Origin of the sequence: Caulobacter endophyticus (genome assembly GCF_003116815.1) — a bacterium.
In the GTDB taxonomy this organism is placed as follows: Bacteria; Pseudomonadota; Alphaproteobacteria; order Caulobacterales; family Caulobacteraceae; genus Caulobacter; species Caulobacter endophyticus.
Genome location: NZ_QDKQ01000060.1, coordinates 63,253 through 87,831 on the forward strand (window position 1 = coordinate 63,253; position 24,579 = coordinate 87,831).

The following is a 24,579-nucleotide window of genomic DNA, read 5'->3' on the forward strand; positions in this document are numbered from 1 at the left end:
CTGACTTGGCGGGAGCTTGCGCCCGACCGGCGGGCGGCGGGCGCGCGACGGCGCGAAAATCCGCCTGTCAGGAATCTGGGAAGTCAGGCGCCGGGAACGGCCGCGCGCTCGCCGGCGGCGGCCTCGATGCGCTGCTCCTCGACGACGTGCTCGGAGGCGAAGCGGTAGCGGCCCAGCGGCAACAGGACGAGACCGCCGACCACCAGCAGGCCCGTGGCGATCAGCAGCGAGAGCTGGTAGCCGCCGGTGGCGTCGAAATCCGCCCCGAACGCCACAGGGCCCAGGCCCGAGCCGGCGGCGTAGGACAGGTAGAGGCAGCCATAGAGGGTCGAATAGGACCGCGCCCCGAAATAGCGGGCGATCAGGAAGGCCAGCAGGTCGAACTCCATGCCCGCCGCCATGCCGACCAGGGCGATGGCAAGGAGGGCGCCGGTGAAGCCGGGGGCCTGGCCGTGCAGGATCAGGCAGCCCAGCGCCGGCAGGCACAGCAGCACCAGCGCCACGGCCGGCGCCCAGAAGCGGTCGACCAGATAGCCGCCGGCCACGCGTCCGACGATCACCGACAGGCCGACCACGGGCGCCAGGCTGACGATCTCGGCCTTGCTGAAGCCCTTCAGCTTCAGCAGGTTCTCGAGGTTGGGCAGAGGGCCTGCGATGGCGAAGGAGAACAGCAGGAAGCCGCTGGCGATCAGCCAGAACTTCGGATTGCGCAGGGCTTGGGCCAGCGTCAGGCCCGGCAGGGGCTCGGTCTCGGTATGGACACGGCGAGCGCCGGGATCCTTGAAGGCCAGCAGCGCCACGGGCAGGGCGATGGCCAGGGGCAGGGCGCCGGTGACCAGATAGGCCGCACGCCAGCCGTGGGCCTCGATCATCCACATCAGGAACGGCTTGATCAGAAAGCCGAACACGCCGGTGCCCATCAAGGCGACGCCCAGAGCCAGACCCTTGTTCTTCTCGAAGCCGTTGTTGACCGCCCGGGTCCAGGTGGTGGGCAGGGTGCCGGCGCCGACCGCCCCCATGATCGCCCAGTTCAGATAGAACAGCGGCAGGGCGCCGTTGGTCAGCGCAAAGCCCATGAAGGCGAAGGCGAACAGAACCAGCGAGGTGATGGCCACGGGCCGCACGCCGATCCTGTCGCCCAGCCAGCCGACGAGCGGGCCGGCGATCATGACGGCCACCGTGGCCACCGGCAGGCCCAGCATGATCGAGGCGAAGCTCCAGCCGAACTCCTTGGCCAGCTGCGGGGCCAGCATGCCGATGCTGTAGAAGGGCAGGGGCGAGAGCCCCAGGCCCACGCCCAGCACGACGCTGAGCAGCAGCGGCCAGCCGCGGCGGAATTCGCCTGCCTGGTTTTCGGATAGTTTCGCCATCGCCGTTTGCCCCGCCGCGATCACATCGGTAGGCGAGGCAGCCTGGGGCGATGGATGTCGTCCGCAACAGGAATATCCGGAGCAGTCGCCTTGCGATCAGACGTCAGGCCCGGCGCCGCCCTCTCGGGGGTCAAGGTGCTCGATCTTTCCCGCGTGCTGGCTGGTCCGTGGGCGACCCAGGCCCTGGCCGACATGGGCGCCGAGGTGGTCAAGGTCGAGCGGCCCGGCGTCGGCGACGACACCCGGGCCTGGGGGCCCCCGTTCTTCGAGACGAGGGACGGGGAGCGCGGCGATGCGGCCTATTTCACCTGCGCCAACCGCAACAAGCGCTCGGTGACCATCGACATGGCCGACCCACGCGGGGCCGAGCTGATACGCCAGATGGCGGCGGAGGCCGACGTGGTCGTCGAGAACTTCAAGGTCGGCGGGCTGGCCAAGTACGGGCTCGACTACGAGAGCCTGGCGGCGATCAATCGGCGGATGGTCTACTGCTCGATCACGGGGTTTGGGCAGACCGGCCCCTACGCCGCGCGGGCCGGCTACGACTACATGATCCAGGGCATGGGCGGGCTGATGTCGATCACCGGCCAGCCGGACGGCGCGCCGGGCGCCGAGCCGATGAAGGTTGGGGTGGCGGTCGTCGACCTGTTCACCGGCCTCTATGCGGCCAACGCCATCCTGTGCGGCCTGCTGCACGCCCGTGCGACGGGCGAGGGCCAGCACATGGACATCGCCCTGTTCGACGTGCAGGCGGCCGTGCTCGCCAACCAGGCCAGCAACTATTTCGCGACCGGCAAAGCGCCCGGGCGCCTGGGCAACGCCCACCCCAACCTTGCACCCTACCAGGTGTTCGCCACGGCCGACGGGGCGATGGTGCTGGCGATCGGCAATGACGGCCAGTTCCGCGCCTTCGCCCATGCGGCCGATGCTCCGGAGCTGGCCGAGGACCCGCGCTTTGCGACCAACGCGCTGCGGGTGGCGGCGCGGGGCGAGCTGGCGCAGGTCATGGCCCCGATCCTGGCGCGCCGGGAGACCAGGGCCTGGATCGCCCTTCTGGAAGCCGTCGGCGTGCCGTGCGGGCCGATCAACATGATCGACCAGGTGTTCGAGGAGCCGCAGGCGGTGCATCGCGGCCTGGTGGTCGAGCAGGTACGCGGGGATCTCGCCGCCCCGATCCGCACGGTGGCCTCGCCGATCCGCGCCTCCAGGACCCCGGTGATCGTGGAGCGCCCGCCTCCGGCGCTGGGGGCGGATACGGCGGCGGTGCTGGCGGCGATGGGCAAGAGCGAAGCCGAGATCGCCGCGCTTGCGGAGGATGGCGTGATTTAGCGCGCCGCCCGCGCCACGCCTTCGGGCATGCCGCCGGCGAAGTCGATGACGCACATGGAGCCGTACGAGCGGTGGCCGCCGCAGGCGACGCCGGCGGCATTGTAGCCGGTCGACAGGATGTTGCGGCGGTGGCCGCGGCCGGGCACGCGGCTGTCGACCACGAGCTGGCGGACCACATCACGCGGATCCTCGTAGCCGTAGGAAATGTTCTCGGCCGACATGCCGGCATGGACGCCATACTTGCGCAGCCGCTGGCCAAGGCTCCCGGTCGCGCCGTGGCCGACCGAGCCGCGCGAGCCTTGCGCGCTGGCGTGGTCGCGGGCGGCGTCGTCGATGCGGCCGTCGGCGCCGAGCGGCGGCAGGGGGCGCTGGCGCTGCAGTTCGGCGACCGCCTCGTGCAGGGCTGCGGTGTCTTCACCGTAGAGCGGGTCTGACCGGCGCAGCTCCTCGGCATAGGCCTGGGGATTGGTGCGCACGTAGTTGATCTCGTCGAGGACCGCTTCCTCCAGGGTCTGGGCGGCGGCGACTTGAGGAAGGGCGAGCAGCAGCAATCCGGCGAACGCCAGGCCTGCGCGACGGTAAGAACGCATACGAACCTACAAGAACGGAAAGCCCCTCGGTGCGTGCCTTAGCACGCTTTCTCGGATTCGCATGGCGCCCGAACGCCGCACCCCCGGGACCTGCTATCCGCGAGGCGAGGAAACCAGCGAGGATCCGCCAAGGCGCCTTTCCAGGCGGCATCAAGACGGCCTGACAACCGCCGGATTCCGCGATGCTTCTCGCCCTGATCACGCTGCTGCACGTGCTGGTCTTCGTCTATTGGCTGGGCGGGGACCTGGGAGCCTTCTACACCTCGCGCTACGCCGCCGACCCGGCCCGCACGGTCAAGGAGCGGGGGCTTGCGCTGAAGGTGCTGGCGGACATCGACATGGCCCCGCGCACCTGCCTGATCCTGGCCCTGCCCACGGGCCTGACCCTGGCCAAGCTTAAGGGGTGGTGGGACGTCGCGCCGGAGGGCGTGGCCGCCGTCTGGGCGCTGTGCCTGTTCTGGCTGGTCATGGCGTGGGCCATCCACATCCATCACAGCCCGCCCAAGGCCGGTGTGCGCCGCATCGATATCGCCATCCGCTGGGGCGTCCTGGTCGCCCTGGCAGGGTTCGGCGCAGCCAGCCTCCTGGGTCTTGCGACCGCTCCGCTGTTCCTGGCCCTGAAGATGCTGATCCTGGCCGTGGCCATCGGCTGCGGCCTGTTCATCCGCAAGCTGCTGGCGCCGCTGGGGCCGCCCGTCGTGGCCATGATGACCACGGGCCCCACGCCGGAGGGCGACGCGATCATCGCCGACGTGCTGTCCAGGAGCCGCCCCGTCGTCGTCAGCCTCTGGATCCTGCTGATCCTCGCCGGCCTGCTCGGCCTGTGGACCCCGACCTGAAGGAGCCCCGCCATGACCCTGCGTTTCGAACCGACCATGGTGCGCGAAGACAAGACCGCGCGAGAGCTCTATGAGGCCGTGAAGGCCAATCCGGCACGGGCCCGCTTCGGCTTCGGGAGCAAGGCGGCGGTGGTCAATATCGACTTCCAGCAGGCCTATACGCGGCCCGACCTGTTCCCCAAGAGCGCCTACGTCACTGATCCCGACCAGATCGCCCATGTGAACCGCATCTCGGCCCTGGCTCGGGCGCGCGGCATGCCGGTGATCTGGACGCGGGTGATGTACAAGCCCGACGGCGGCGACGCCGGCGTCTGGGGCACGCGCACCGACACGCCCGACAGCCTGCAGAACATCAAGCAGGACAGCGAACGCCACACCTTCGATCCGCGCGTCGAGATCGATCAGGCCGTGGACCTGGTTTTCGACAAGCGCATGCCCAGCGCCTTCTTCGAGAGCCCGCTGCAGAGCTATCTGGTCTGGCACAAGGTCGACACCGTGATCCTCACCGGGGGCTCGACCAGCGGCTGCGTGCGCGCCAGCGCGGTCGAAAGCCTGTCCCGCGGCTACCGCACCATCGTTCCCGAGCAGTGCGTGGCCGACAAGCACGAGAGCTACCACTTCGCCAACCTGACGGATTTGCAGTTGAAGTACGCGGACGTGGTGGACGTTGAGGAAGTCGCTGAATGGTTGAAAGCCAAGGCTTGACCCTATCGCCGGTGGCCTTAAGCCTCACCGGCTTAGTGTTTGGGGGAAGGCATGCTGCGAGTTCTGGCGGCGGGTGTGTTGATCGGCGGTTTGATGGGCTCGCCGGCCCTGGCGGGATGGACCGCCGTCGAAGGCGCTCGCGCCGAGGCGGGTGATCCGCTGGTCTGGTGGCGCCTGGGCGAGCGTTCCGAAACGGCCAGCTACTGGTCGGCGCCCACGTCCGCGCCGGACGGCGAGCGCCAGGTCGAGGTCGTAACCCTTGGCAGCTGGACCAGGGGGGGAACGCCCAGGCTTCGCGTCTTGCGCGTCCGTCTCGATTGTGAGACCGGGGTCGGCCGCGAACAATGGGCTGGCTCCTACAAGCTGGGAGAGGCGTTCGGCGGGGCTTCCGAGCCATGGTCCACGCCACGCTTCTACGCTCAGCGCGGACCGGGCGACCTGAGGGCCTTCGCCTGCGGGCATGGCGCGGCCGGCGCCTTGCCTGACCTTGAGGCCGTGGCGGCCGACGCTGCTCGGCGACTGGGCTATGCGCCGCCGCCGGATCCGAATGCGCCGCCTCCGCCCCTGATGATCCCGCGGGCGCCGGCCTGGGAAAATGCGCCTTCGCCCAAGAACGAGTTGGGACCCCAGCAGCTGGTCTGGGAAAGCGGCCGCTTGAGCGTCTTCCTGATGACCGGAGGTCTCGTGCGCGATGGCGGCGCCGTCGCCGGCCGTTCGATGTGGCTGTCGGGCGCAGGTCAGGACGAGGGACAGCAGGGCTATCTGGTCCGTGCATTCCGAGCCGACTGCGCCGCGCGCAAGATCGGCTTTGCGGCGACCAGCTTCTGGCCGCGAACGACCACTGCCATGGGCGCGGGGGTGGAGTCCGGACCGGTCGCTCCTGAAACTCCGGCCCAGGCGGCGCTGCTCTCGACGGCCTGCGGCGAGGTCCAGCCCAAGCGCACCCTGGCCTCGACCTCGGAACTCCTGGCCTACGCCGCCGCGCCGAATGAGGATCTGACCTTCGTGGCGCGCCGGCAGAAGACGATCGAGGCGACGCAGATGCTTTGGTCGCGCACGCCCTCGGAAAAGACGCTGGCGAAGGCGCTGCCGCCGGGAACGGTGCAGGCAGGGCGCAATGAGTACACCTTCGTCTACTGCATCGTGGGCAAAGGTTATCGCCTGCAGGACTGCAAGGCGGCTGAATGGGCCGACAAGGCCCTGGCCGCGGCGCACCTTGCGTTGATGGACGAGTACCGGCCGGCCAAGTCCGTGAGCGGCGACGACACCTTGGGCCGCCGGGTGGTCTCGCGCATCGCCTGGACGCCACAAGGCGGCCAGATCGACCCGGTGCTGGTGCCCCTCAGCCAAATGCGGTGGGCCATGACGCCGGCCATCAAGGATCTGGAGCGGGCCTATGGCTCTTTGGAGCCGGCCGAAGCGACGATGTACTGCAAGGTGGCGGCGACTCGTCTGCTCGAACAGTGTCGGGCAATTGCGAGGGTGAACGGCAGGCCCGAGGAGATTACCGATCCTGCGTCCGTGAAACCGGACGCCGCGCCCAACCTGAAGCTGGCCGGGGCTCTGCTGCAGCGTTCGCTCTACTTCGTTCCGGCCTTACTGACCTCGATCGGCGAGCCCACGGCTGGACGGGCGGTCATGATCCCCGTGTCCTGGCCACCGGTCGGGCGATAGGCAAGAAAAAGCCGCCGGCTCAGAGAGCTGGCGGCCTTTGTGTGTGGAATTCCGGGAAGGAAATCCGCCCGGAGAGATCTAGTCGACGACCTGGTAGCGGCCCGAGGCGTCGGGGCAGACGCGGACGAAGCGCTTCTGGGTGCGGCCGTCGGGCAGGTAGATCGGGCTTTCGGCCAGGGTGCAGCCGTTGGCGTCGGCGCGGCCTTCGGTCACGCGGTAGGAGCGTTCCGACTCATAGGTGTAGCCGTTTCCGCCGCGACGATCGTAATAGGCGTCGTCATAGCCGCCGTTGTCGTAGCCGCGGTCATAGTCGTTGTAGGCGCGCGGCGGAGGGGGAGGCGGCGGGGGAACCGCGCCCGGGGCGCAGGCGGCCGAGCTGCGGCCGATGTTGCCGCCGACGACCGCGCCGAGCAGGCCGCCCAGCACTGCGCCTTCGGTCTTGGCGCCGCGACCCGCGACGCTGCCGCCGATGGCCGCGCCGATGCCGGCGCCGGCCAGGCCGCCGCCCGTGGTGCGGTTGGTCGTGCTGCGACGGCAGGGATCGTAGTAATAGCCGTTACGGTCGTAGGCCCCGCCCTGATAGGCGCCAGAGCCGTAGCCATAGCCCTGGGCGGAGGCGACGGTCGGAGCCGCGGCGCCGACGAGGGCCGCGCCGGCGACGAGGGCGCTGATGGCGGTCCGGATCATCATCTGGAAAACTCTCCCTGAAAGCGGGCGTGACGATCGGGGGACCGTCCGTTGTCCGCACCATGCCAAGCCGTACCTGAACGGCCGTTGACCGGACCGTTCATCTTCGTTCACGCACCAGATCATCCACGCATGAGGGCGTTGAATGGGGTATGACGCGCTCGAACTGGCTTCTTCGGCGTCGAACTGGGCGCTGACGAGGCGAAAATGGGGCCACGCTCGCGGCGAGGCTTGAACGGATCGGAACCAGTGCAGGTTCCCGAAGGCGACTTTTGAATGCGTGAACTGAAAATCGACGCCGTCGGCGGCCAGGGTGACGGCGTCGCCGCCGGCCCGGCCTTCGTGCCCCTGACCCTGCCGGGCGAGCGGATCACCGCCCGCATGGAGGGCCAGCGCGGAGAGCTGGTCGATGTCCTGGAGGCCAGCCCCGATCGGGTCGCGCCGCCGTGCAGGCACTTCGGCCATTGCGGCGGCTGCGCCCTGCAGCATTGGGACATCGCGCCCTATCTCGACTGGAAGCGCGAGCAGGTGCGTTTGCAGCTCAGGCGTGAACGCATCGAGGTGGAGATTCTGCCGACCTTCGCCTCGCCGCCGGCCTCGCGCCGCCGGGTGGCGCTGCACGCGCGCGGCGGCAAGGGCGGGGTGCGACTGGGCTTCAAGGAACGCCGTTCCTGGAACCTGGTGAAGATCGAGGAGTGCCCGGTCGCCCATCCGAAGATCGTCGCGGCCCTGCCGGGCCTGGCGCGCCTGGCCCAGCCGTTCCTGGAGCATCCGAAGTCGGCCCCGACCCTGCACGTCACCCTGACCGGTACGGGCCTGGACATCGACGTCACCGGGGTGGAGCGCAAGAGCGGCGGGCTGTCGGCCGACGCCCGGGTGCAGGCAGCGATGACCGCCGGCGAGTTCGACTTCGCCCGCGTCACCCTGGCCGGCGAGACGCTGTACATGGCCCGCCAGCCGCTGGTGAAGCTGGGCCCGGCCATCGTGCCGCTGCCGGCCGGCTCGTTCCTGCAGGCGGTGCCGGCGGCCGAACAGGCCATGGCCGACTTCGCCCTGGCCCACCTTGCCGGCGCCGGCCGGGTCGCGGACCTCTTCAGCGGCGTGGGCACCTTCAGCTTCCGCCTGGCCCAGAACTCGGCGGTCTACGCCGCCGACTTCTCCGAGCCGGCCATCGCCGCCCTGAAGGCCGCCGTCGGTTCGGCCCCGGGGCTGAAGGCGATCGTCGCCGAGGCCCGCGACCTGACCCGCCGCCCGGTGCTGTCGACCGAATTGGACAAGATGGACGCTGTTGTCTTCGATCCGCCGAGGGCCGGGGCGCTGGAGCAGACCGTCGAGATCGCCAAGTCGAAGGTCTCGCGCGTGGTCGGAATATCGTGCAACCCGACCACCTTCGCCCGCGACGCCGGCCTGCTGATCGACGCCGGTTTCAAGCTGGAGAAGGTGCTGCCGGTGGACCAGTTCCTCTGGTCGCCGCATATTGAGCTGGTCGGGGTGTTTTCGCGATGAGGCGAGGATGGGCCACAGCGGTGGTGAACGGCTAGGAACGGACCGGCCAGGAACGGACCGGCCAAGAACGGACCGGGGAGGCGGTCGTGGGGCGTTCGCGCTCGACGCCGCCGCCCAGCGGGGCAAGGCCGCGGCCAAGGCGGCCTGGTGGACCGCCGCTGGGGGCCTGGCCAAGTTCATGACCCGCCCGACCGAGGGCAAGGCCGCGCCGCGCTTTTCCTCCGACGCCCCGCCGGTTTCGCAGGCCCGCCTGCGCCGCGCCTATCTTTCGGCCTTCGAGAAGGACGCGGGCGACGTCGCCGCCGGCCTCTATCCGCCGATGGAGGACGCGCCCAGCCATCCGGCCGCCTCGATCCTCAAGGCCTGGGACTTCCTGGCCGACGCCCGGGAAGTCGACGGTCGGCGTCGCCGGGGCGACGGCGTCGAGGTGCGCGACGATCCGAAAAGCCAGGGCTATCCGGCCTATTATCGGCAGAACTTCCACTATCAGACCGGCGGCTGGTTCACCGCCGACAGCGCCCGTCGCTACGACGCCCAGGTCGAGGCGCTGTTCTCGGGCGCGGCCGGGGCGATGCGCCGACGGGCCCTGTCGCTGCTTGCGAAACACTGGCGGGGGAGGGATCAGCGCGCACTGGCCGCCATCGACGTGGCTTGCGGCTCAGGCGCCTTCCTGCGGGACTTGGCTGAGACCTTCCCGCGAGCGGCCCTGGCGGGCGTCGACCTGTCGCCGGCCTATCTGATCGAGGCGCGCACGCGGTCGGGGCGGGGCATGGTGCAGGCCAACGCCGAACGCCTGCCGGTGGCCGACGGCAGCCTGGACGCCGTGACCTGCGTCTACCTGTTCCACGAACTGCCGCCGCGCGTCCGGCCCATCGTCGCGGCCGAGCTGGTCCGGGTGCTGAAACCCGGCGGCGTGCTGGCGTTCGCCGACTCCGTCCAGCCGTCCGACGAGCCGCATCTGGCGCGAATGCTGGAGGCGTTTCCGGCCTATTTCCACGAGCCGTTCTACGGCAGCTATGCCGCGGAGGACCTGGAGGCGCTGTTTGCGGCTGTGGGCCTGCGGGTGATCGGGCGCGACAAGGCGTTCCTGACCAAGGCGCTGCTGCTGGAGAAGGCTCAGCAATGCTCCCCCTGAAGGGGGAGCTGTCGCGAAGCGACTGAGGGGGAAGGGATCGCGGCGTTGGAGCGCCCTGAACTCAGCAAAAGCTTCCCCCTCCGGCCCTTCGGGCCACCTTCCCCTTCAGGGGGAGGATCTTATTGCGCCTGACTGACCACCGCGAACCCGGCCCCTTGCGGATCCTGGCCCATGTAGATCCAGCTGCCGCCGGGCACCTGGTGGACGTCCATCATGGTCGTGGCGCCGGCCGCGAGGGCGCGGTCGCGGGCGGCCGAGGCGCTGTCGACCTGGGCGTAGTAGTTCCAGAACGAGACCGGCATGTCGGGAAGGCGGGTCATCATGCCGCCGATGTCGGGGCCGCCGGCCTCGTAGGCGAAGAGCTGGTAGGTTCCCATCGGGCCCATGTCGATGGCCTGCGTCTTCACCCAGCCGAACAGCTTGGAATAGAAGGAAAACGCCCCCTCCAGGTCGCCGGCCATCAGCTCGCGCCAGCCGAACGTGCCGGGCGCGCCGTCGGCGGGCTGCGGCGGAATCTCGTCGCGGGGGAACGGCTTGAACAGGGTGAAGACCGCGCCGTACGGGTCGGCGACGACCGAGAAGCGGCCAACGCCCGGAATGTCGTCGGCGGGCATGAACACCGAGCTGCCGGCCTCGACCACCTTGCCGACATAGGCGTCGACGTCGTCGACGAAGATGTAGCCGATCCAGCCGGGACGGGCGCCTTCCGGGCAGCCGCCTTCGGGCGTGAAGACGCCGCCGACCCCGGCCTCGCCGACATTGAGGATCATGTACGGGGTCGGGCCGGGCATGCCGGAATCCGTCGGCGTCCAGCCCACGACCTTGGCGTAGAAGGCGCATGCGGCGTCCACGTCGGTGGTCATCAGTTCGTACCAGCCGAACCGTCCGTTGGTTTCCGACATTGCTCTCTCCCTTTCTTCCGGCCCGGCTCGGGCCGTGTTGTGCGCAAGGACGAACGGCAGGGGGGCGGCCCGACATTCGGCGCGCGGATTTCTAGTCGGGCATGGTCTCGAAGGCGGCCAGGCCCTCCGGCAGCACCACCCAGTTGGGCTTGTCGCGCAGGAAGAGGGCCATGGTGGGGGCGAACAACGAGGCGTCGTCCAGCGAACCGGCATAGATCGTATGACTGTCGTCGACCCCGACCTCGCCGCCGAAGACGAGGCCGCCGCAGCCGGGGCAGGCGTTGCGCAGGGCTTCGCCGCCCCGGAAGGCCGGCGAGCGGACCTTCAGGGTTTCGCCGGTGATGGTCACCGCGGAGGCCGCAAAGCCCATGAACGGCACGAAGCCCGAACCCGAGGCCTTGCGGCAGTCGGCGCAGCAGCAATAGCCCTGGTACAGGGGCTCGCCCGTGGCGCTCCAGCGCACGGCGCCGCACAGGCATCCTCCGGCGTAACGGCGTTCCGTCGTCATGGGCGGCATTGATGGACCTTCCTGTGACAGGCGCAAGCGGGGAGAGCTCTGTCCGTCCCAGCGTCGTCATCCCGGGCGGAGGCGCGGCGCCCGCCGCAGACCCGGGACCCAGTAGACTGGGCTCAGCGCTAGAACCCGCCGCCTCGGCTGCGGCCGACGCAATGCGGCGATCCCGGGGTCCCGGATAAGCCCTGCGGGCTTTCCGGGATGACGAGACGGGGCATGGCTACGCGACTAGAACAAGCTCAACTGATCGCCCGTCTTGGGCGGAACGCGGAACTGGGTGACGTCCAGGCGGGGCAGGGGCCTGTCGAGCTCGAAACGCCTCAGGGCGGCGTGGAAGCGCTGGTTCAACACCTCGGCCACCGGGCCCTCGCCGGTCATGCGCTTGCCGAACTCGCTGTCATAGGCCGCCCCGCCGCGCATCTGGCGCACCAGCGACATAACCCGCTTGGCGCGGTCGGGATGGTCGGAGGCCAGCCACTGCTCGAACAGGCCATGGATCTCCATCGGCAGGCGGATGGCGACATAGCCGGCGGCGACCGCCCCGGCCGCCTTGGCGCGCTCCAGCACCGCCTCCATCTCGTGGTCGTTCAGCGAGGGGATGGCCGGGGCGAACATGACGATGGTCGGCACGCCGGCTTCGGAGAGCTGGCGCACGGCGTCGAGACGCCGCTCGGGCGTCGCCGCGCGCGGCTCCATGCTGCGGGCCAGCTTGCGGTCCAGCGTGGTGATCGACACGGCCGCGCGCGCCAGGCCCGCCCGTCCCATCTCGCCCAGAATGTCGAGGTCGCGGGTGATCAGGGCCGACTTGGTGATGATCGAGAACGGGTGGCGAAAGCGGCTCAGCGTCTCCAGCACGCCGCGCGTAACGCGCAGGGAGCGCTCCTGCGGCTGGTAAGGATCGGTGTCGCCGCCGATGTGGACGCTGCCTGCCTTGTAGGAGGGCTTGGACAGTTCGCGATCCAGCAGCTTGCCGGCTTCGGGCTTGAAGAACAGCTTGCTCTCGAAGTCGAGGCCGGGGGAGAGGCCGAGATAGGCGTGCGCAGGGCGGGCGTAGCAGTAGATGCAGCCATGCTCGCAGCCGCGATAGGGGTTGATCGAGCGGTCGAAACCGACGTCGGGGCTCTTGTTGCGGGCGATGACCGTCTTGGACTTCATGGCCAGCACGCTGGTGGTCAGCACGCGAGCGGCGTTGTCGTCCTCGGTCCAGCCGTCGTTGAAGGGTTCGGAGGTCAGGCTTTCGTAGCGGCCGGTCTCGTTGCTGCGCGCGCCGCGGCCGCGGGCGGCGGTTCCCTGCTTGTAGGCGGTGTCGGTGAAGGAGCGGCGCGTCTGCATGCAGGGCATCCTACGCCCACATCCAGAACATAACAAGAACGATGCTTGACGAGTGCGGCGACGAGGCTCCAAAGGCGAGGCATGATCTCGGTGATCCTTCCCGCCGTCGCGCCCGCGCATGCGCTCGCCCAGCTCCTGGCCCAGCTGGTGCCGGCCGCCGTCGACGGGCTCGTCAAGGAGGTGGTGATCGCCGGCGCCTCCGAGCCTGGGCTGGAGGCCCTGATCGAAGACAGCGGCGCGCGGTTCGTGATTACCGCCGGCGATCGCGGGGCGCTGCTGGCCGCCGGGGCGAAGGTCGCGCGGGGCGACTGGATCCTGACGCTGGATCCGACGCGCGGCCTGCCGGAAACCTGGCGCGGGCCGGTCGAGGCGCATCTGGCCGGCGGGGCGGGGGCTGCGGCGCTGCTGCTGGCCCCGGGCGGCTGGCTGGCGAGGCTGAACGCGGCCCCCTTGGGGCTGCTGGCGCGGCGGCTGGACTATGCGGCGACGGGCGGGTTTGCGGGGAGTACGCCGGAAAAGGCGCTGGCGGCGCGGCTTAAGGCGCGGAACGTAAGGCTCTAGCGCAGGCCCCCTCCGGTCCTCCGGGCCACCTCCCCTAAGAGGAGGAGGATCTGGCGAGGCCTGCGCCAACAAGATGCTCTCCCCCTGGGGGAGCTGTCGGCGTAGTCGACTGAAGGGGGCTTGGGGTTGTAAGCGCCCGTCGCCCCGCGTTATCGAGAACCCATGTCGTTCGCCCATGCCTCCGCCGCCGCATCCGTGAAGTGGGTCGGCTGGCTGCGGCGCCGGATCCGGTCGAGCGAGCTGTGGCTGATCGCCGTGGCGACGCTGATCGGTGTCGCCGCCGGGACCTTCGCGGTCGTGCAGGCCCAGGTCGCCCACGGCCTGCAGATGCTGCTGTTCGAGATCGACATCAACGAGCGCCTGAGCGCCCAGACCCATGTCGCGCCCTGGCGGCTGCTGGCCATTCCGGCCGGCGGGCTGCTGCTGGGCGGCGTCACCTGGGCCTGGATGAAGTACCGCCCGCGCCCGGCCGTCGACCCCGTGGAGGCCAACGCCCTGCACGGCGGGCGGCTTTCGATGAAGGACAGCGCCTTCATCTGCGGCCAGACCATGCTGTCGAACGGGGTGGGGGCCTCGGTCGGGCTTGAGGCCGCCTACGCTCAGGCCGGAGCAGCAGCGGCCTCGTTCGCCGGCCAGCGGCTGAACCTGCGCCGGGCCGACATGCGCACCCTGGTCGGGGCCGGGGCCGGGGCGGCCATCGCCGCCGCCTTCGGCGCGCCGCTGACGGGCGCCTTCTACGCCTTCGAGATCGTCATCGGGGCCTATACCGTCGCCAACCTGGCGCCTGTCGTGGCCGCCGCCCTGGCCGCAGTGCTGGTGGCCAGCAAGATGGGCGCGATCCCCTACCTGCTGAAGACCGACACCCAGGCCGTGCAGTCCTGGACCGACTACGGCCTCTACGCCCTGGTAGGCCTGGCCTGCGCGATCGTCGGCATCGGCCTGATGCGGCTGGTGGCCAACGCCGAGCGGCTGGTGACGCGCTCGCCGATCCCGCGCTGGCTGCGTCCGGCGATCGGCGGCATGGGCCTGGCGGCGCTGGCGCTGATCACGCCCCAGACCCTGTCGGCCGGTCACGGGGCCCTGCACATCAACCTGACGGCCGAGCTGCCGCTGAAGCTGCTCCTGCTGCTGCTGGCGATGAAGGCCCTGGCCTCGGTCATTTCGCTGAGCTTCGGCTTCCGGGGCGGCCTGTTCTTCGCCTCGCTGTTCCTGGGGGCGCTGCTGGGTCAGGTGTTCTCGGCCCTGTCGCTGCTGATCCCGTGGGCGCCCAGCCTGGATCCGACCGTGGCGGCCCTGGTCGGCATGGCCGCCCTGGGCGTGGCCGTGGTCGGCGGGCCCTTCACCATGTCGTTCCTGGTCCTGGAGGCGACCGGCGACTTCACCGTGGCGGCCGCGGCCCTGGTGGCCTCGATGATCGCCAGCGCCATGGTGCGCGAGACCTTCGGCTATTCGTTCTCGACCTGGCGGCTGCACCTGCGCGGCGAAACCATCCGCAGCGCCCACGACGTCTCGTGGATGCGGCCGCTGAGCGCGGGGCGTATGATGCGCAAGGACGTCCAGACCGTGCCGGCCGAGACGACCCTGGCCGAATTCCGACGCCGGTTCCCGCTGGGCTCTACCAAGCGGGTGATCATGGTCGACGGGGCGGGGCTCTATGCGGGCGTGATCCCGACCGCCAAGGCCTATGCCGAGGGGGGCGACGGAGAGCGGCCGGTGGCAGGGCTGGCGATCAATGCGGATGCGGCGCTGAAGCCCGAGCAGAGCATCAAGGACGTCATGCGCGCCTTCGACCGCAGCGAGACCGACGAACTGGCCGTGATCGACGACAAGCGCAACGTGCTGGGCGTGCTGTCCGAGGCCTACGCCACGCGGCGTTATGCCGAAGAGCTGGAGAAGGCGCGGCGCGAGCTGACAGGCGAGGCGGGGTAGGTTTCGTGACCCTCCCCCTGCAGGGGAGGTTTTAGCTTACAGGTCCAGCCGGAAGTCGATGACCTTGGCCCCGCTGGCCACGGCGTCCAGCGTACGGGTTTCCGCGCCCAGCAGGCGGCGGTAGGTCCAGTACGAGGCCATGACCTTCTCGACGTAGTTGCGGGTCTCGAGCGCCGGCAGGCTTTCGATCAGTAGCAGGCTGTCGCAGTCGGCGCCCAACTGCTGCTGCACCTTCAGCAGCGTGCCCGGACCGCCGTTGTAGGCGGCCACCGCGCGCAGCAGGTCGGGGCTCTGCAGGCCACGGTCCATCAGCCAGGTGAAGTAGTCCTGGCCGACACGCAGGTTGAAGGCCGGGTCGAACAGCGGGGTGTTGTCGGCCAGCAGCTTGTCGTCGCCGGCGGCGCGGGCGGCGGCGACGGGCATCAGTTGCATCAGGCCCACGGCCCCGGCGCCGGAAACGGCCATCGGGTCGAAGCGGCTTTCCTGGCGCACCAGGGCGTAGACCAGGGCCTTATTGAGCGTGAAGCCGCCCTTGGGCTCCAGCTCGGGCAGGGGGTAGTCCTCGCCGCCGATCTTCTTGACCGGGCGGCCGGCGTTGAACGGGGCGCGGGCGTTGAGCGCCAGGGTCAGGGCGCTCCAGTCGGCGCGGGCCTTGTCGTCGGCGGCCAGGGAGAGGCCGGCCCGCAGTTCCGCGCCGGCCTCGTTCCAGCGGCCAAGCTGCGCCAGCGAGGCGGCGCGGCGGGCGCGGATGTCGCCGGCCAGCAGCTTGTTCAGCGAGGCAGGGTCGGGACCGCTGTAGGAGACGCGGGTGATCAGGGCGGCGATCGGATCGTCCGGATCGTTGGCGACGGCGAGGCCCGCCATCGACAGCTGGCGGGCGGCGATCATGCCGTAGAAGGTCTGCGGGGCCTGGGCGGCCTGGCCCAGCAGCGCGCGGACGCCGTCGTTGTCGCCGGCCATGCCGGCCGAGCGGGCGGCCCAGAAGGCGCCGGCGGCGCGCAGCCAGTCGTCCTGGCTCTGGTCGTGGGCGACCTGTTCGAAATAGCCGCGGGCCTCGGTGTAGGATTCGAGGCGGAACGAGGCCAGGCCCGCGATCCAGCGCTCGCCCGAGGCCTTGGCCAGCTTCAGCGCGCCCTTCACGTCGCCGGAATAATAGGCTTCGCGAGCGGCGCGGCCCTTGTCGGCGGGGCCTGCCGAACGGCCGCCCTGGGCGACGTCGACGAACAGTTCGGGAGCCTTGGGCGCGGCCACGCGCGCCGGCTTGCGCTTCATGGCCAGGGCGTAGACGCGATCGGCGCCGGCCTCGTCGCCATAGAGCTTCAGCCAGCCGGTAAGGTCGTCGTAGCTGGCGGTGTAGGCCGTCGGGTGCATCAGGCGCACCAGCGACAGCTTGCCGATCAGGCTGCGGTTGCGGGTATTGGCGAAGGCGGCTTCGGCGGCGTCGAAATCGCCGCGCTCGGCGGCTCCGAAGGCGGCCTGATAGTAGCGCATGTCGCTGTCGGACAGCGGTTCAAGCCCCGCGGCCCTTGCTGCGGGCGCAGCGAGGTTCAGGCAAAGCGCGAGGGCCGAAACAACGGCCAGAGGGCGAGCGAAAAGCTGCAAATCGTATCCGCGCAAGCCTTTGAAAAGGCGGCGCGCGTCCCCGTTCCGACTGGTCAGCGGCTTGTTTAATGGGGGCGTTCGGGTCGATCAAGCCTTTCGGCCAGCATCAAGAGGTCCTGCCAGGCCTTCTTCTTGGCCGCCGGCTGGCGCAGCAGGAACGCCGGATGCAGGCTGGGCAAGGCCGGAACCTCGATCGCGCCGTCCTCCGAGCGCCATTCGAACCAGCGTCCGCGCAGCGAAAGAATGCCTTCCTCGCGCTTCAACATGCTCTTTGCCGAGGCGCCGCCGACCAGCAGGATCAGCTTCGGCTTGATGAGCATGATGGCTCGCTCGACGAACGGGGCGCAGACGGCCTGTTCCTGGGGCGTGGGCGTGCGATTGCCCGGCGGGCGCCAGAAGACGGTGTTGGTGATGAAGGCGCGCTCCTGCAGGCCGGCGGCCTTGAGCATGCGGTCCAGAAGCTGGCCGGCGCGGCCCACGAAAGGCTCGCCGCGCGCGTCTTCCTCGGCGCCGGGGCCTTCGCCGATGACCATCACCGGCGCATCGCCCGGACCGCGCGAGAACACCGCCTGCTTGGCGCCTTGCGTCTTGAGCGGGCAGCCGTCGAAGGCGGCGATGGCGGCGGCCAAGCTTTCGAGGTCGTTGCAGGCGGCGGCCAGTTCCCTGGCCTGGGCGGCGGCCGCGCCGATGTCGACGCCGCCGAACGCGCCGGGACGGGGAGAGGGAGCTGCGACCACCACCGGCTGGGGCTGGCTGCGGGCCCTAAGCAGGGCCGCGCCCTCGGCCAGGCGGTCGATCGGCTCGTCGGCGTAGCAGGCCTCGACGCCCGCATCGGCCCAGAAGGCCAGCAGGCTTTCGACGGCGCGCGGATCGACGGCGAGGCTCATGGGGTTTCTCTAGCGAGTATAATGATCTGCGTCACCGGAATGTCCGCGCTGCGGTGCAACAAAAACTCTAGGGTTTTCCTTGACCGCCGTGGCGTCACGTTCGGATAAAGTCCGACTCAAACAGGAAGAAGGCAGGCTCCGCGCAGAGCCTGGGGCGGGAGAAGCCATGAGCGAAGTCCTCGAACGCGAGTCGATGGAATACGACGTCGTCATCGTCGGGGGCGGCCCGGCGGGTCTGTCGGCGGCCATCCGTCTCAAGCAGATGGCCGAAAAGGCCGGAACCGAAGTCAGCGTGGCCCTGGTCGAGAAGGGCTCGGAGGTCGGCGCTCATATTCTTTCGGGCGCGGTCATCGATCCCAAGGCGCTGAACGAGCTGATCCCCGACTGGAAGGAAAAGGGCGCGCCGCTCGAGACGCCGGTCACCAAGGACAAGTTCCTGCTGCTGGGTCCGCAGGGCGAGCTTGGCCTGCCGATGTTCGCCATGCCGCCGTTCATGCACAACCACGGCTGCTACATCGCCTCGCTGGGCAACGTCACCCGCTGGCTGGCGGCCCAGGCCGAGGAGCTGGGCGTCGAGATCTATCCGGGCTTCGCCGCCTCGGACATGGTCTGGCGCGAGGACGGCTCGCTGAAGGGGGTGGTTGTCGGCGTCGTCGGCATCGCCAAGGACGGCCATGAGAAGCCCGACTACCAGCCGGGCATGGAGCTGCACGGCAAGTACGTGTTCATCGCCGAGGGCGTGCGCGGCTCGCTGGCCAAGCAGCTGATCGCCAAGTTCGAGCTCGACGCCGGCAAGTCGCCGCAGAAGTACGGCATCGGCCTCAAGGAGCTGTGGCAGATCCCGGCCGACAAGCACCAGCCGGGCCTGGCCCAGCACACCACCGGCTGGCCGCTGGACAACCAGACGGGCGGCGGCAGCTTCATGTACCACTTCGGGGACAACTACGTGTCCATCGGCTACGTGGTGCACCTGAACTACAAGAACCCCTGGCTGTCGCCCTTCGACGAGTTCCAGCGCTTCAAGCAGCACCCCTCTGTGCGTCCGTATCTGGAAGGTGGGAAACGCATCGCCTATGGCGCGCGGGCCATCACCGAGGGCGGCTACCAGTCGATCCCGAAGCTGTCGTTCCCCGGCGGCGTGCTGATCGGCTGCTCGGCCGGCTTCGTGAACGTGCCGCGCATCAAGGGCAGCCACAATGCCATGAAGACCGGCATGCTGGCCGCCGAGGAGGCCTTCAAGGCCATCGCCGCCGGCCGCGAGGGCGACGCGCTGGTCGAGTACGAGGCCGCCTTCGAGACGTCCTGGGTCGCCAAGGAGCTGAAGGTCGTCCGCAACGCCAAGCCGCTGCTAGGCAAGCTGGGCACCGCGCTCGGCGGCGCGGCCGGCATGTTCGACATGTGGTGCGCGCACCTCTTCGGCGGCTTCTCGTTCTTCGGCACGCTGAAGCATGACAAGACCGACGCGGCCTCTACGGGCCTGGCCAAGGACTACAAGCCGATCGTCTATCCCAAGCCCGACGGCGTGATCAGCTTCGACAAGCTGTCGAGCGTCTTCCTGTCGGCCACCAACCACGAGGAAGACCAGCCGGCGCACCTGAAGCTGAAGGACCCGAGCGTTCCGATCGACGTCAACCTGCCCAAGTATGGCGAACCGGCGCGCCTCTACTGCCCGGCCGGCGTCTACGAGGTGCTGTACGACGAGCAGGGGGCCAATCCGAAGTTCCAGATCAACGCCCAGAACTGCGTCCACTGCAAAACCTGCGACATCAAGGATCCGTCGCAGAACATCGTCTGGACCACGCCCGAAGGCGGCGGCGGCCCGAACTATCCGAACATGTAAGCGGAGATCCTCCCCCTGAAGGGGGAGGTGGCCCGGAGGGCCGGAGGGGGAAGTTCCTTCGGCCTTCGGGAGGGTGTTTCTTCAGCAGTCACGTCCCCCTCCGTCGGCTTCGCCGACACCTCCCCCTTCGGGGGGAGGATCTGAACTTGCCCGAAACCCTGAAACCTAAGAGGGTGGCGGCATGATGCGTCTCCGAGTCCTCCTGTCCCTGGCCTCCACCGCCGTGCTGGCCGCCTGCGCCACATCCGAACCCGCGCTGCGCGGGGCGCAGGAAGGCTGGAGCACTTCGCCGTGGAACGGCCGCTCGGCCTACGGCCAGTTTCTCGCCGGCCAGGCCGCGCTTGAGGATGGACGCAGCGAACAGGCCGCCGCCTACTTCCAGGCGGCCCGCAATCTGGGCGAGGACCCGGGCCTGCTGGGCGAGCGGGCCTTCACCGCCTCGCTGCTGGCCGGCGAGGTCGCTCGCGCCGCCGAACTGGCGCCGCGCGCCGAGGGGGGGACCGAGGGCGTGCGCCGCCTGGGCATGCTGACCGTGGCCGTCGACGCCCTGGCGCGCGGCAAGGCCAAGGACGCCCAAGCCCTGCTGGCCGATCCGGCCCTGGGCTTTCCGCACCGCCCGGCCGTGGCCCTGCTGACGCCGTGGGTCGCCCAGGCCGCCGGCGACGCGGCCAAGGCCCAGACCCTGCCCGAGCTGCGCAACGACCGCCTGGTGCAGTATTTCGGACAGCTTGGCCGCGCCGAGATCCTGGAACGGGCCGGCAAGCCCGCCGAGGCCGAAGCCGACTACAAGGCGCTGATGGAGGTCGCGGCCGTCCGGCCGATGTTCGCCCTCGACTACGGGGCGTTCCTGGAGCGCCGCAAGCGTCGCGACGAGGCCGTCGCCCTCTACGATTCCATCCTGGCCGAGAGTCCCAACGACCTGGCCCTGCAGGACGCGCGAGCGCGCGCCGTCGCCCGCAAGAGCCCGCCGGCGCTGGTCACCGGCCGCCAGGGCGCGGCCAACGCCCTGGTCGCCTGCGCGGCGGTGTTCACCAGCGAGCGCCAGAGCCAGTTCGCCCTGGCCTACCTGCGCCTGGCCCTGCACCTTGATCCCAAGCGCGAGGACGCGCTGCTGATGGTCGGCGACCTGCTCGACCAGGGCGGCGACGTCGAGGGCGCCCGGGCGGCCTACGCCAAGATACCGACCGGCTCGGCCCGCTACGCCTCGGCCCAGGGCAAGATCGCCTGGACGCTGCAGAACGCCGGCGACAAGGACGAGGCCATCGCCGTGGCCGAAGCCGCCGCCAAGGCGCCCGAGGCCGGCCGCTCGGCGCAGCTCGTCTATGCCGACCTGCTGCGCGCCAACGACCGTTGGGCCGACGCCGTGGCCGTGATCGACCCGCTGATCGCCGCCGAGAAGGACAAGCCTGACTGGCGTCTGCTCTACATGCGAGGCGTGTCGCTGGAGCGCGCCGGTCGCTGGCCCGACGCCGAGCGCGACCTGCAGCAGGCGCTGGACCTCAATCCGAACGAGCCCGAGCTGCTGAACTATCTCGGCTACTCCTGGATCGACCGCAACGAGCGCCTGCCCGAAGCCCTGGCCATGGTGCAGAAGGCCGTGAAGGCCAATCCCCAGTCGGGGGCCATGCTCGACTCGCTAGGTTGGGCCTATCACCGCCTTGGCGACGACAAGGCCGCGGTCGAGATGCTGGAGCAGGCCATCGAGTTCGAGCCTGGCGACCCGGACATCAACGATCACCTTGGCGACGTCTACTGGCGCCTGGGCCGCAAGACCGAGGCCCAGTTCCAGTGGCGCCGGGTGCTGAGCCTCGAGCCGACCGACGAGCAGAAGGCCGCCGCCGAGGCCAAGCTGAAGGACGGCCTGGGTTCCAAGGGCCCCGCCAAGGCGCCGGCCGTGGCCAACGGCGCCAACGCGCTGTAGGTCTAGGCCGCTCAAGCTTTCCAGGTATTCCTTCGATGCGCCGTTCCGCCTTCGCCCCGGCCAAGGTCAACCTGTTTCTGCATGTCGGCGGTCCCGACGCCGAGGGCTATCATCCGCTGTCGAGCCTGATGGTGTTCGCCGATGTGGGCGACACCGTCTCGATCCAGCCGGCCGACGCGCCGAGCTTCGAGACCACCGGCCGTTTCGGCGGCGATATTCCCATCGACGACGGCAACTTGGTGGTCCGTGCGGCCAAGGGCCTGCACGCGGCCATGGGCGGCCCTGCGCCGCCGGTGCGGCTGATCCTCGACAAGGCGCTGCCGATCGCGGCGGGCCTGGGCGGGGGCTCCAGTGACGCGGGCGCGACCTTGCGGCTGCTGCGCGAGGCGCTGGGCTATGAGCTGTCCGACGCCGAGCTGGAAGCCGTGGCCGGGGCGCTGGGCGCCGACGGCGTGCCGTGTCTGTGGGGCGCGCCGGTGATGGCGCAGGGCAGGGGAGAGCGGCTTTCGCCGGCTCCCGTGCTGCCGCAGTTGCACGCGGTGCTGGTCAACCCGTTGGTTCCGTCGCCGACCGGCGCGGTCTATCGCGCCTATGACGCCGCCGTCGATCCGCGCGGCGAGGCGCCGCCGCCGACGCCCGAGGCCTTCGAGAGCGTCGAGGAGGTCTGCGCCTGGCTGGCGGCGGTCACCCGCAACGACCTGCAGGCGCCGGCCGTGGCGCTGGAGCCGCGCATCGGGCAGGTGCTGGAGCTGCTGGCGGGCGAGCCCGAGGCGCTGCTGGCGCGAATGTCGGGCTCGGGCGCGACCTGTTTCGCGCTTTGCGCCGGCGACATCGAGGCCGAGGGCCTGGCCGAGCGCGTCGAGACCATGCGGCCCGACTGGTGGGTGCGTCGCTGCCGCCTGGGCGGGCCGTTCTAGGCGTTATCCTGAGGCGCCCGCGAGGCGGGCCTCGAAGGACGCAGGACCTGAACAACCGCTCTTGTCGAATGGCAAGGATTTCGGGCCAACATCCAGACCGAGCCAAGGAGCATCATATGGACCGTCGCCTGTTCCTCGCCGCCGCAGCCGCAGCGGCCGCCGCCACTTCGGCGCACGCCCAGGAAGCGGCTCCCGCGGCCCAGCCCGCCGCGCCGCCGCAGCCTGCGCCCAAGCCCCCGGTCCGCGTCGCCGTCGAGACGCCGCTGGGCAGGATCGTCATCGCGCTGCACACCAAGGAAGCGCCGATCACCACGGCCAACTTCCTGCGCTATGTCGACCAGAAGCGCTATGATGGCGCGACGTTCTTCCGGGCCTCGCGCGCGCCGGGCGCGCCGGAGTACGGCCTGATCCAGGGCGGGGTGCAGGGCGATCCCAAGCGCGTGCTGCCGCCGATCGCCCACGAACCGACCACCAAGACCGGCCTCAGGCACGTGTCGGGCGCGGTCTCGATCGCCCGCAATGCGCCGGGCACGGCGACCTCGGACTTCTTCATCCTGATCGGCGACGCCCCGGGGCTGGACGCCAATCCCGAGGCGGCCGGCGACAACCAGGGCTTTGCGGCTTTCGGCACGGTGGTGGAGGGCATGGACGTGGCCCAGAAGATCCTGGCCCTGCCGACCCCCGGCAAGGCGATCAACCCGGTGATGAAGGGCCAGATCATCGACCCGCCGCTGAAGATCATCTCGGCAAGGCGGGTTCCGTAGCGGGCGAGGATCACGCACTGACCGTACAAAGAAAAGGGCGCGGAGGCCGAAGCTTCCGCGCCCTTCTTTTCGGACCGTCTACCGGCCGAGCCCGAAGGCTCAGCTGTGGTAGGCGCGTTCCCCGTGCTCGGAGATGTCCAGGCCTTCTTCTTCGGCGTCAGGCGAGGCGCGCAGGCCGATCACCAGCTTGATGATGAAGAAGACGATGGCCGAAGCGATGGCCGACCAGATGATCGTGACGCCCACGCCCTTCAGCTGGGCGATCACCTGGGTGACCAGGTCGTAGGTGGCCGTGTCGCAGGTCGAGATGTCGCCGTCCTTGGCGCACGAGGTGTAGTCGACGACGCCGGCGCCGCCCCAGGCGGGGTTGACGACCAGGCCGGTGCCGATGGCGCCGACGATGCCGCCGATCCCGTGGATGCCGAAGGCGTCCAGGCTGTCGTCGTACTTCAGCGCGTTCTTGATGGTCGAGCAGAAGACGATGCAGATCGGCGAGACCACCAGGCCCAGGATCACCGCGCCCATCGGGCCCGAGAAGCCGGCGGCCGGGGTGATGGCCACGAGGCCGGCCACGATGCCCGAAGCCAGGCCCAGGGCCGACGGCTTCTTGCGGGTGACCCACTCGACCAGGATCCACGACAGGCCGGCGGCGGCGGTGGCCACGAAGGTGTTGACCATGGCCAGCGAGGCGTAGGCGTTGGATTCGAGGTTGGAGCCGGCGTTGAAACCGAACCAGCCCACCCACAGTAGGCCGGCGCCCACGAGGGTCAGGGTCAGCGAGTGCGGGGGCATCGGCTCCTTGCCGTAGCCTTGGCGCTTGCCGAGGATGATGGCGCCGACCAGGGCGGCGATACCGGCGTTGATGTGCACCACGGTGCCGCCGGCGAAGTCGAGGGCGCCGAAGCTCCAGATCAGGCCGGCCTTGACGGGCGCGGTCGGGTTCAGGGCGATGGCGTCAGGGCCCGGCCACCACCAGACCATGTGGGCCATCGGATAGTAGGACAGCAGCGGCCACAGGAAGGCGAAGGCGACGATGGCGGCGAACTTCATGCGCTCGACCAGCGAGCCGACCACCAGGGCCGCGGTGATGGCGGCGAAGGTCGACTGGAAGGCCACGAAGGTCAGTTCCGGGATCACGACGCCGGTCGAGAAGGTCGCGGCGTTCGTCGAGGTGGTCACGTCCTTCAGGAACAGGCGACCCAGGCCGCCGACGAAGCTGTCCCAGCTGCCGCCGTCGGTGAAGGCGAGGCTGTAGCCCCACAGCACCCAGGTGACGAAGCTGATCAGCGCGACGGTCGAGACCTGCATCATGACCGACAGCATGTTCTTGGAGCGGACCAGGCCGCCATAGAACAGGGCCAGGCCCGGCAGGATCATCAGCAGGACCAGCAGGGTCGAGGTCAGCATCCAGGCGTTGTCGCCCTTGTCCTGCTTGTCGACGATGGCGGGAGCGGCGGCTTCGGCGGGAGCAGCGGCCGGAGCCGCGGCGGCAGGCGCGGGCGCGGCCTCCGGTCCGGAAGACGTCAATGGCACGGCCCTGATCGCCCGCGTCCTCGACGGCGTCGGCGGCAAGGA

At 69.8% G+C, this 24,579-nt stretch carries 21 protein-coding genes and 1 pseudogene; 13 read left to right on the forward strand and 9 right to left on the reverse strand.

All coding sequences use genetic code 11. The features are described 5' to 3' along the window. Positions 1-83: 83 nt before the first annotated feature. Entirely contained in the window at positions 84-1,370 is a 1,287-nt protein-coding gene (locus DDF67_RS18010) for an MFS transporter (protein WP_109102222.1), read from the reverse strand. A 90-nt stretch (positions 1,371-1,460) separates the two neighbouring features. Here DDF67_RS18010 and DDF67_RS18015 point away from each other — a divergent pair, with 90 nt between their 5' ends. Next, entirely contained in the window at positions 1,461-2,699 is a 1,239-nt protein-coding gene (locus tag DDF67_RS18015) for a CaiB/BaiF CoA transferase family protein (protein ID WP_233247692.1), read from the forward strand. On the opposite strand, the gene DDF67_RS18020 is transcribed toward DDF67_RS18015, so the two are convergent. After that, positions 2,696-3,289: a CAP domain-containing protein gene (locus DDF67_RS18020; RefSeq protein WP_109102224.1), complete on the reverse strand. Its 594-nt coding sequence runs from the start codon at positions 3,287-3,289 to the stop codon at positions 2,696-2,698. The genes DDF67_RS18015 and DDF67_RS18020 overlap by 4 nt on opposite strands. 182 nt (positions 3,290-3,471) lie before the next feature. Between DDF67_RS18020 and DDF67_RS18025 the strand changes: the two genes are divergently transcribed. Genes DDF67_RS18025 through DDF67_RS18035 form a run of 3 tightly spaced genes read left to right on the forward strand, consistent with a single transcriptional unit; the run spans position 3,472 to position 6,507 of the window. Continuing rightward, a complete protein-coding gene (locus tag DDF67_RS18025; protein WP_109102225.1) occupies positions 3,472-4,128 on the forward strand; it encodes a hypothetical protein in 657 nt (218 codons plus the stop codon). 12 nt (positions 4,129-4,140) lie between these two features. Continuing rightward, on the forward strand, positions 4,141-4,833 hold the full coding sequence (locus DDF67_RS18030) for an isochorismatase family protein (RefSeq protein ID WP_199229270.1): 693 nt from the start codon (positions 4,141-4,143) through the stop codon (positions 4,831-4,833). 51 nt (positions 4,834-4,884) lie between these two features. After that, positions 4,885-6,507, forward strand: a complete 1,623-nt coding sequence (locus tag DDF67_RS18035; protein ID WP_146198053.1) for a hypothetical protein — start codon at positions 4,885-4,887, stop codon at positions 6,505-6,507. Positions 6,508-6,585: 78 nt separating this feature from the next. Here DDF67_RS18035 and DDF67_RS18040 read toward each other — a convergent pair whose 3' ends face one another. After that, on the reverse strand, positions 6,586-7,197 hold the full coding sequence (locus tag DDF67_RS18040) for a hypothetical protein (protein WP_109102227.1): 612 nt from the start codon (positions 7,195-7,197) through the stop codon (positions 6,586-6,588). 273 nt (positions 7,198-7,470) lie between these two features. Between DDF67_RS18040 and DDF67_RS18045 the strand changes: the two genes are divergently transcribed. Continuing rightward, positions 7,471-8,700, forward strand: a complete 1,230-nt coding sequence (locus DDF67_RS18045) for a class I SAM-dependent RNA methyltransferase (protein ID WP_109102228.1) — start codon at positions 7,471-7,473, stop codon at positions 8,698-8,700. A 7-nt stretch (positions 8,701-8,707) separates the two neighbouring features. Then, on the forward strand, positions 8,708-9,835 hold the full coding sequence (locus DDF67_RS18050; protein WP_109102229.1) for a class I SAM-dependent methyltransferase: 1,128 nt from the start codon (positions 8,708-8,710) through the stop codon (positions 9,833-9,835). Positions 9,836-9,954: 119 nt separating this feature from the next. Here DDF67_RS18050 and DDF67_RS18055 read toward each other — a convergent pair whose 3' ends face one another. The 3 genes from DDF67_RS18055 to DDF67_RS18065 form a co-directional block, all read right to left on the reverse strand. After that, positions 9,955-10,737, reverse strand: coding sequence for a VOC family protein (locus DDF67_RS18055; RefSeq protein WP_109102230.1), 783 nt, complete (start codon positions 10,735-10,737; stop codon positions 9,955-9,957). Positions 10,738-10,828: 91 nt separating this feature from the next. Next, on the reverse strand, positions 10,829-11,245 hold the full coding sequence (locus DDF67_RS18060) for a GFA family protein (RefSeq protein ID WP_109102248.1): 417 nt from the start codon (positions 11,243-11,245) through the stop codon (positions 10,829-10,831). 234 nt (positions 11,246-11,479) lie between these two features. Further along, entirely contained in the window at positions 11,480-12,583 is a 1,104-nt protein-coding gene (locus DDF67_RS18065) for a PA0069 family radical SAM protein (protein ID WP_109102249.1), read from the reverse strand. 81 nt (positions 12,584-12,664) lie between these two features. Between DDF67_RS18065 and DDF67_RS18070 the strand changes: the two genes are divergently transcribed. Continuing rightward, positions 12,665-13,144, forward strand: coding sequence for a glycosyltransferase family protein (locus tag DDF67_RS18070; protein ID WP_109102231.1), 480 nt, complete (start codon positions 12,665-12,667; stop codon positions 13,142-13,144). A 162-nt stretch (positions 13,145-13,306) separates the two neighbouring features. After that, a complete protein-coding gene (locus tag DDF67_RS18075) occupies positions 13,307-15,073 on the forward strand; it encodes a chloride channel protein (RefSeq protein WP_109102232.1) in 1,767 nt (588 codons plus the stop codon). Between the two features lie 36 nt (positions 15,074-15,109). On the opposite strand, the gene DDF67_RS18080 is transcribed toward DDF67_RS18075, so the two are convergent. Together DDF67_RS18080 and DDF67_RS18085 are read right to left on the reverse strand one after the other, a co-directional pair. Next, positions 15,110-16,564, reverse strand: a complete 1,455-nt coding sequence (locus DDF67_RS18080; protein ID WP_233247693.1) for a lytic transglycosylase domain-containing protein — start codon at positions 16,562-16,564, stop codon at positions 15,110-15,112. 176 nt (positions 16,565-16,740) lie between these two features. Then, positions 16,741-17,562, reverse strand: a complete 822-nt coding sequence (locus tag DDF67_RS18085) for a uracil-DNA glycosylase (protein ID WP_109102234.1) — start codon at positions 17,560-17,562, stop codon at positions 16,741-16,743. 166 nt (positions 17,563-17,728) lie between these two features. Between DDF67_RS18085 and DDF67_RS18090 the strand changes: the two genes are divergently transcribed. The 4 genes from DDF67_RS18090 to DDF67_RS18105 all read left to right on the forward strand — a co-directional run bounded on the left by DDF67_RS18090 (position 17,729) and on the right by DDF67_RS18105 (position 23,004). Then, positions 17,729-19,402: an electron transfer flavoprotein-ubiquinone oxidoreductase gene (locus DDF67_RS18090; RefSeq protein ID WP_109102235.1), complete on the forward strand. Its 1,674-nt coding sequence runs from the start codon at positions 17,729-17,731 to the stop codon at positions 19,400-19,402. 181 nt (positions 19,403-19,583) lie between these two features. After that, entirely contained in the window at positions 19,584-21,323 is a 1,740-nt protein-coding gene (locus DDF67_RS18095) for a tetratricopeptide repeat protein (RefSeq protein ID WP_109102236.1), read from the forward strand. Between the two features lie 35 nt (positions 21,324-21,358). Beyond that, a complete protein-coding gene (locus DDF67_RS18100; protein WP_109102237.1) occupies positions 21,359-22,240 on the forward strand; it encodes a 4-(cytidine 5'-diphospho)-2-C-methyl-D-erythritol kinase in 882 nt (293 codons plus the stop codon). A 116-nt stretch (positions 22,241-22,356) separates the two neighbouring features. Beyond that, on the forward strand, positions 22,357-23,004 hold the full coding sequence (locus tag DDF67_RS18105; RefSeq protein WP_109102238.1) for a peptidylprolyl isomerase: 648 nt from the start codon (positions 22,357-22,359) through the stop codon (positions 23,002-23,004). Positions 23,005-23,103: 99 nt separating this feature from the next. Here DDF67_RS18105 and DDF67_RS18110 read toward each other — a convergent pair whose 3' ends face one another. Then, on the reverse strand, positions 23,104-24,531 hold the full coding sequence (locus DDF67_RS18110) for an ammonium transporter (RefSeq protein ID WP_408608623.1): 1,428 nt from the start codon (positions 24,529-24,531) through the stop codon (positions 23,104-23,106). On the opposite strand from DDF67_RS18110, the pseudogene DDF67_RS26420 reads away from it, so the two are divergent. Next, positions 24,494-24,579: pseudogene (locus DDF67_RS26420) on the forward strand (hypothetical protein); the annotation flags it as partial. The gene DDF67_RS18110 and the pseudogene DDF67_RS26420 overlap by 38 nt on opposite strands.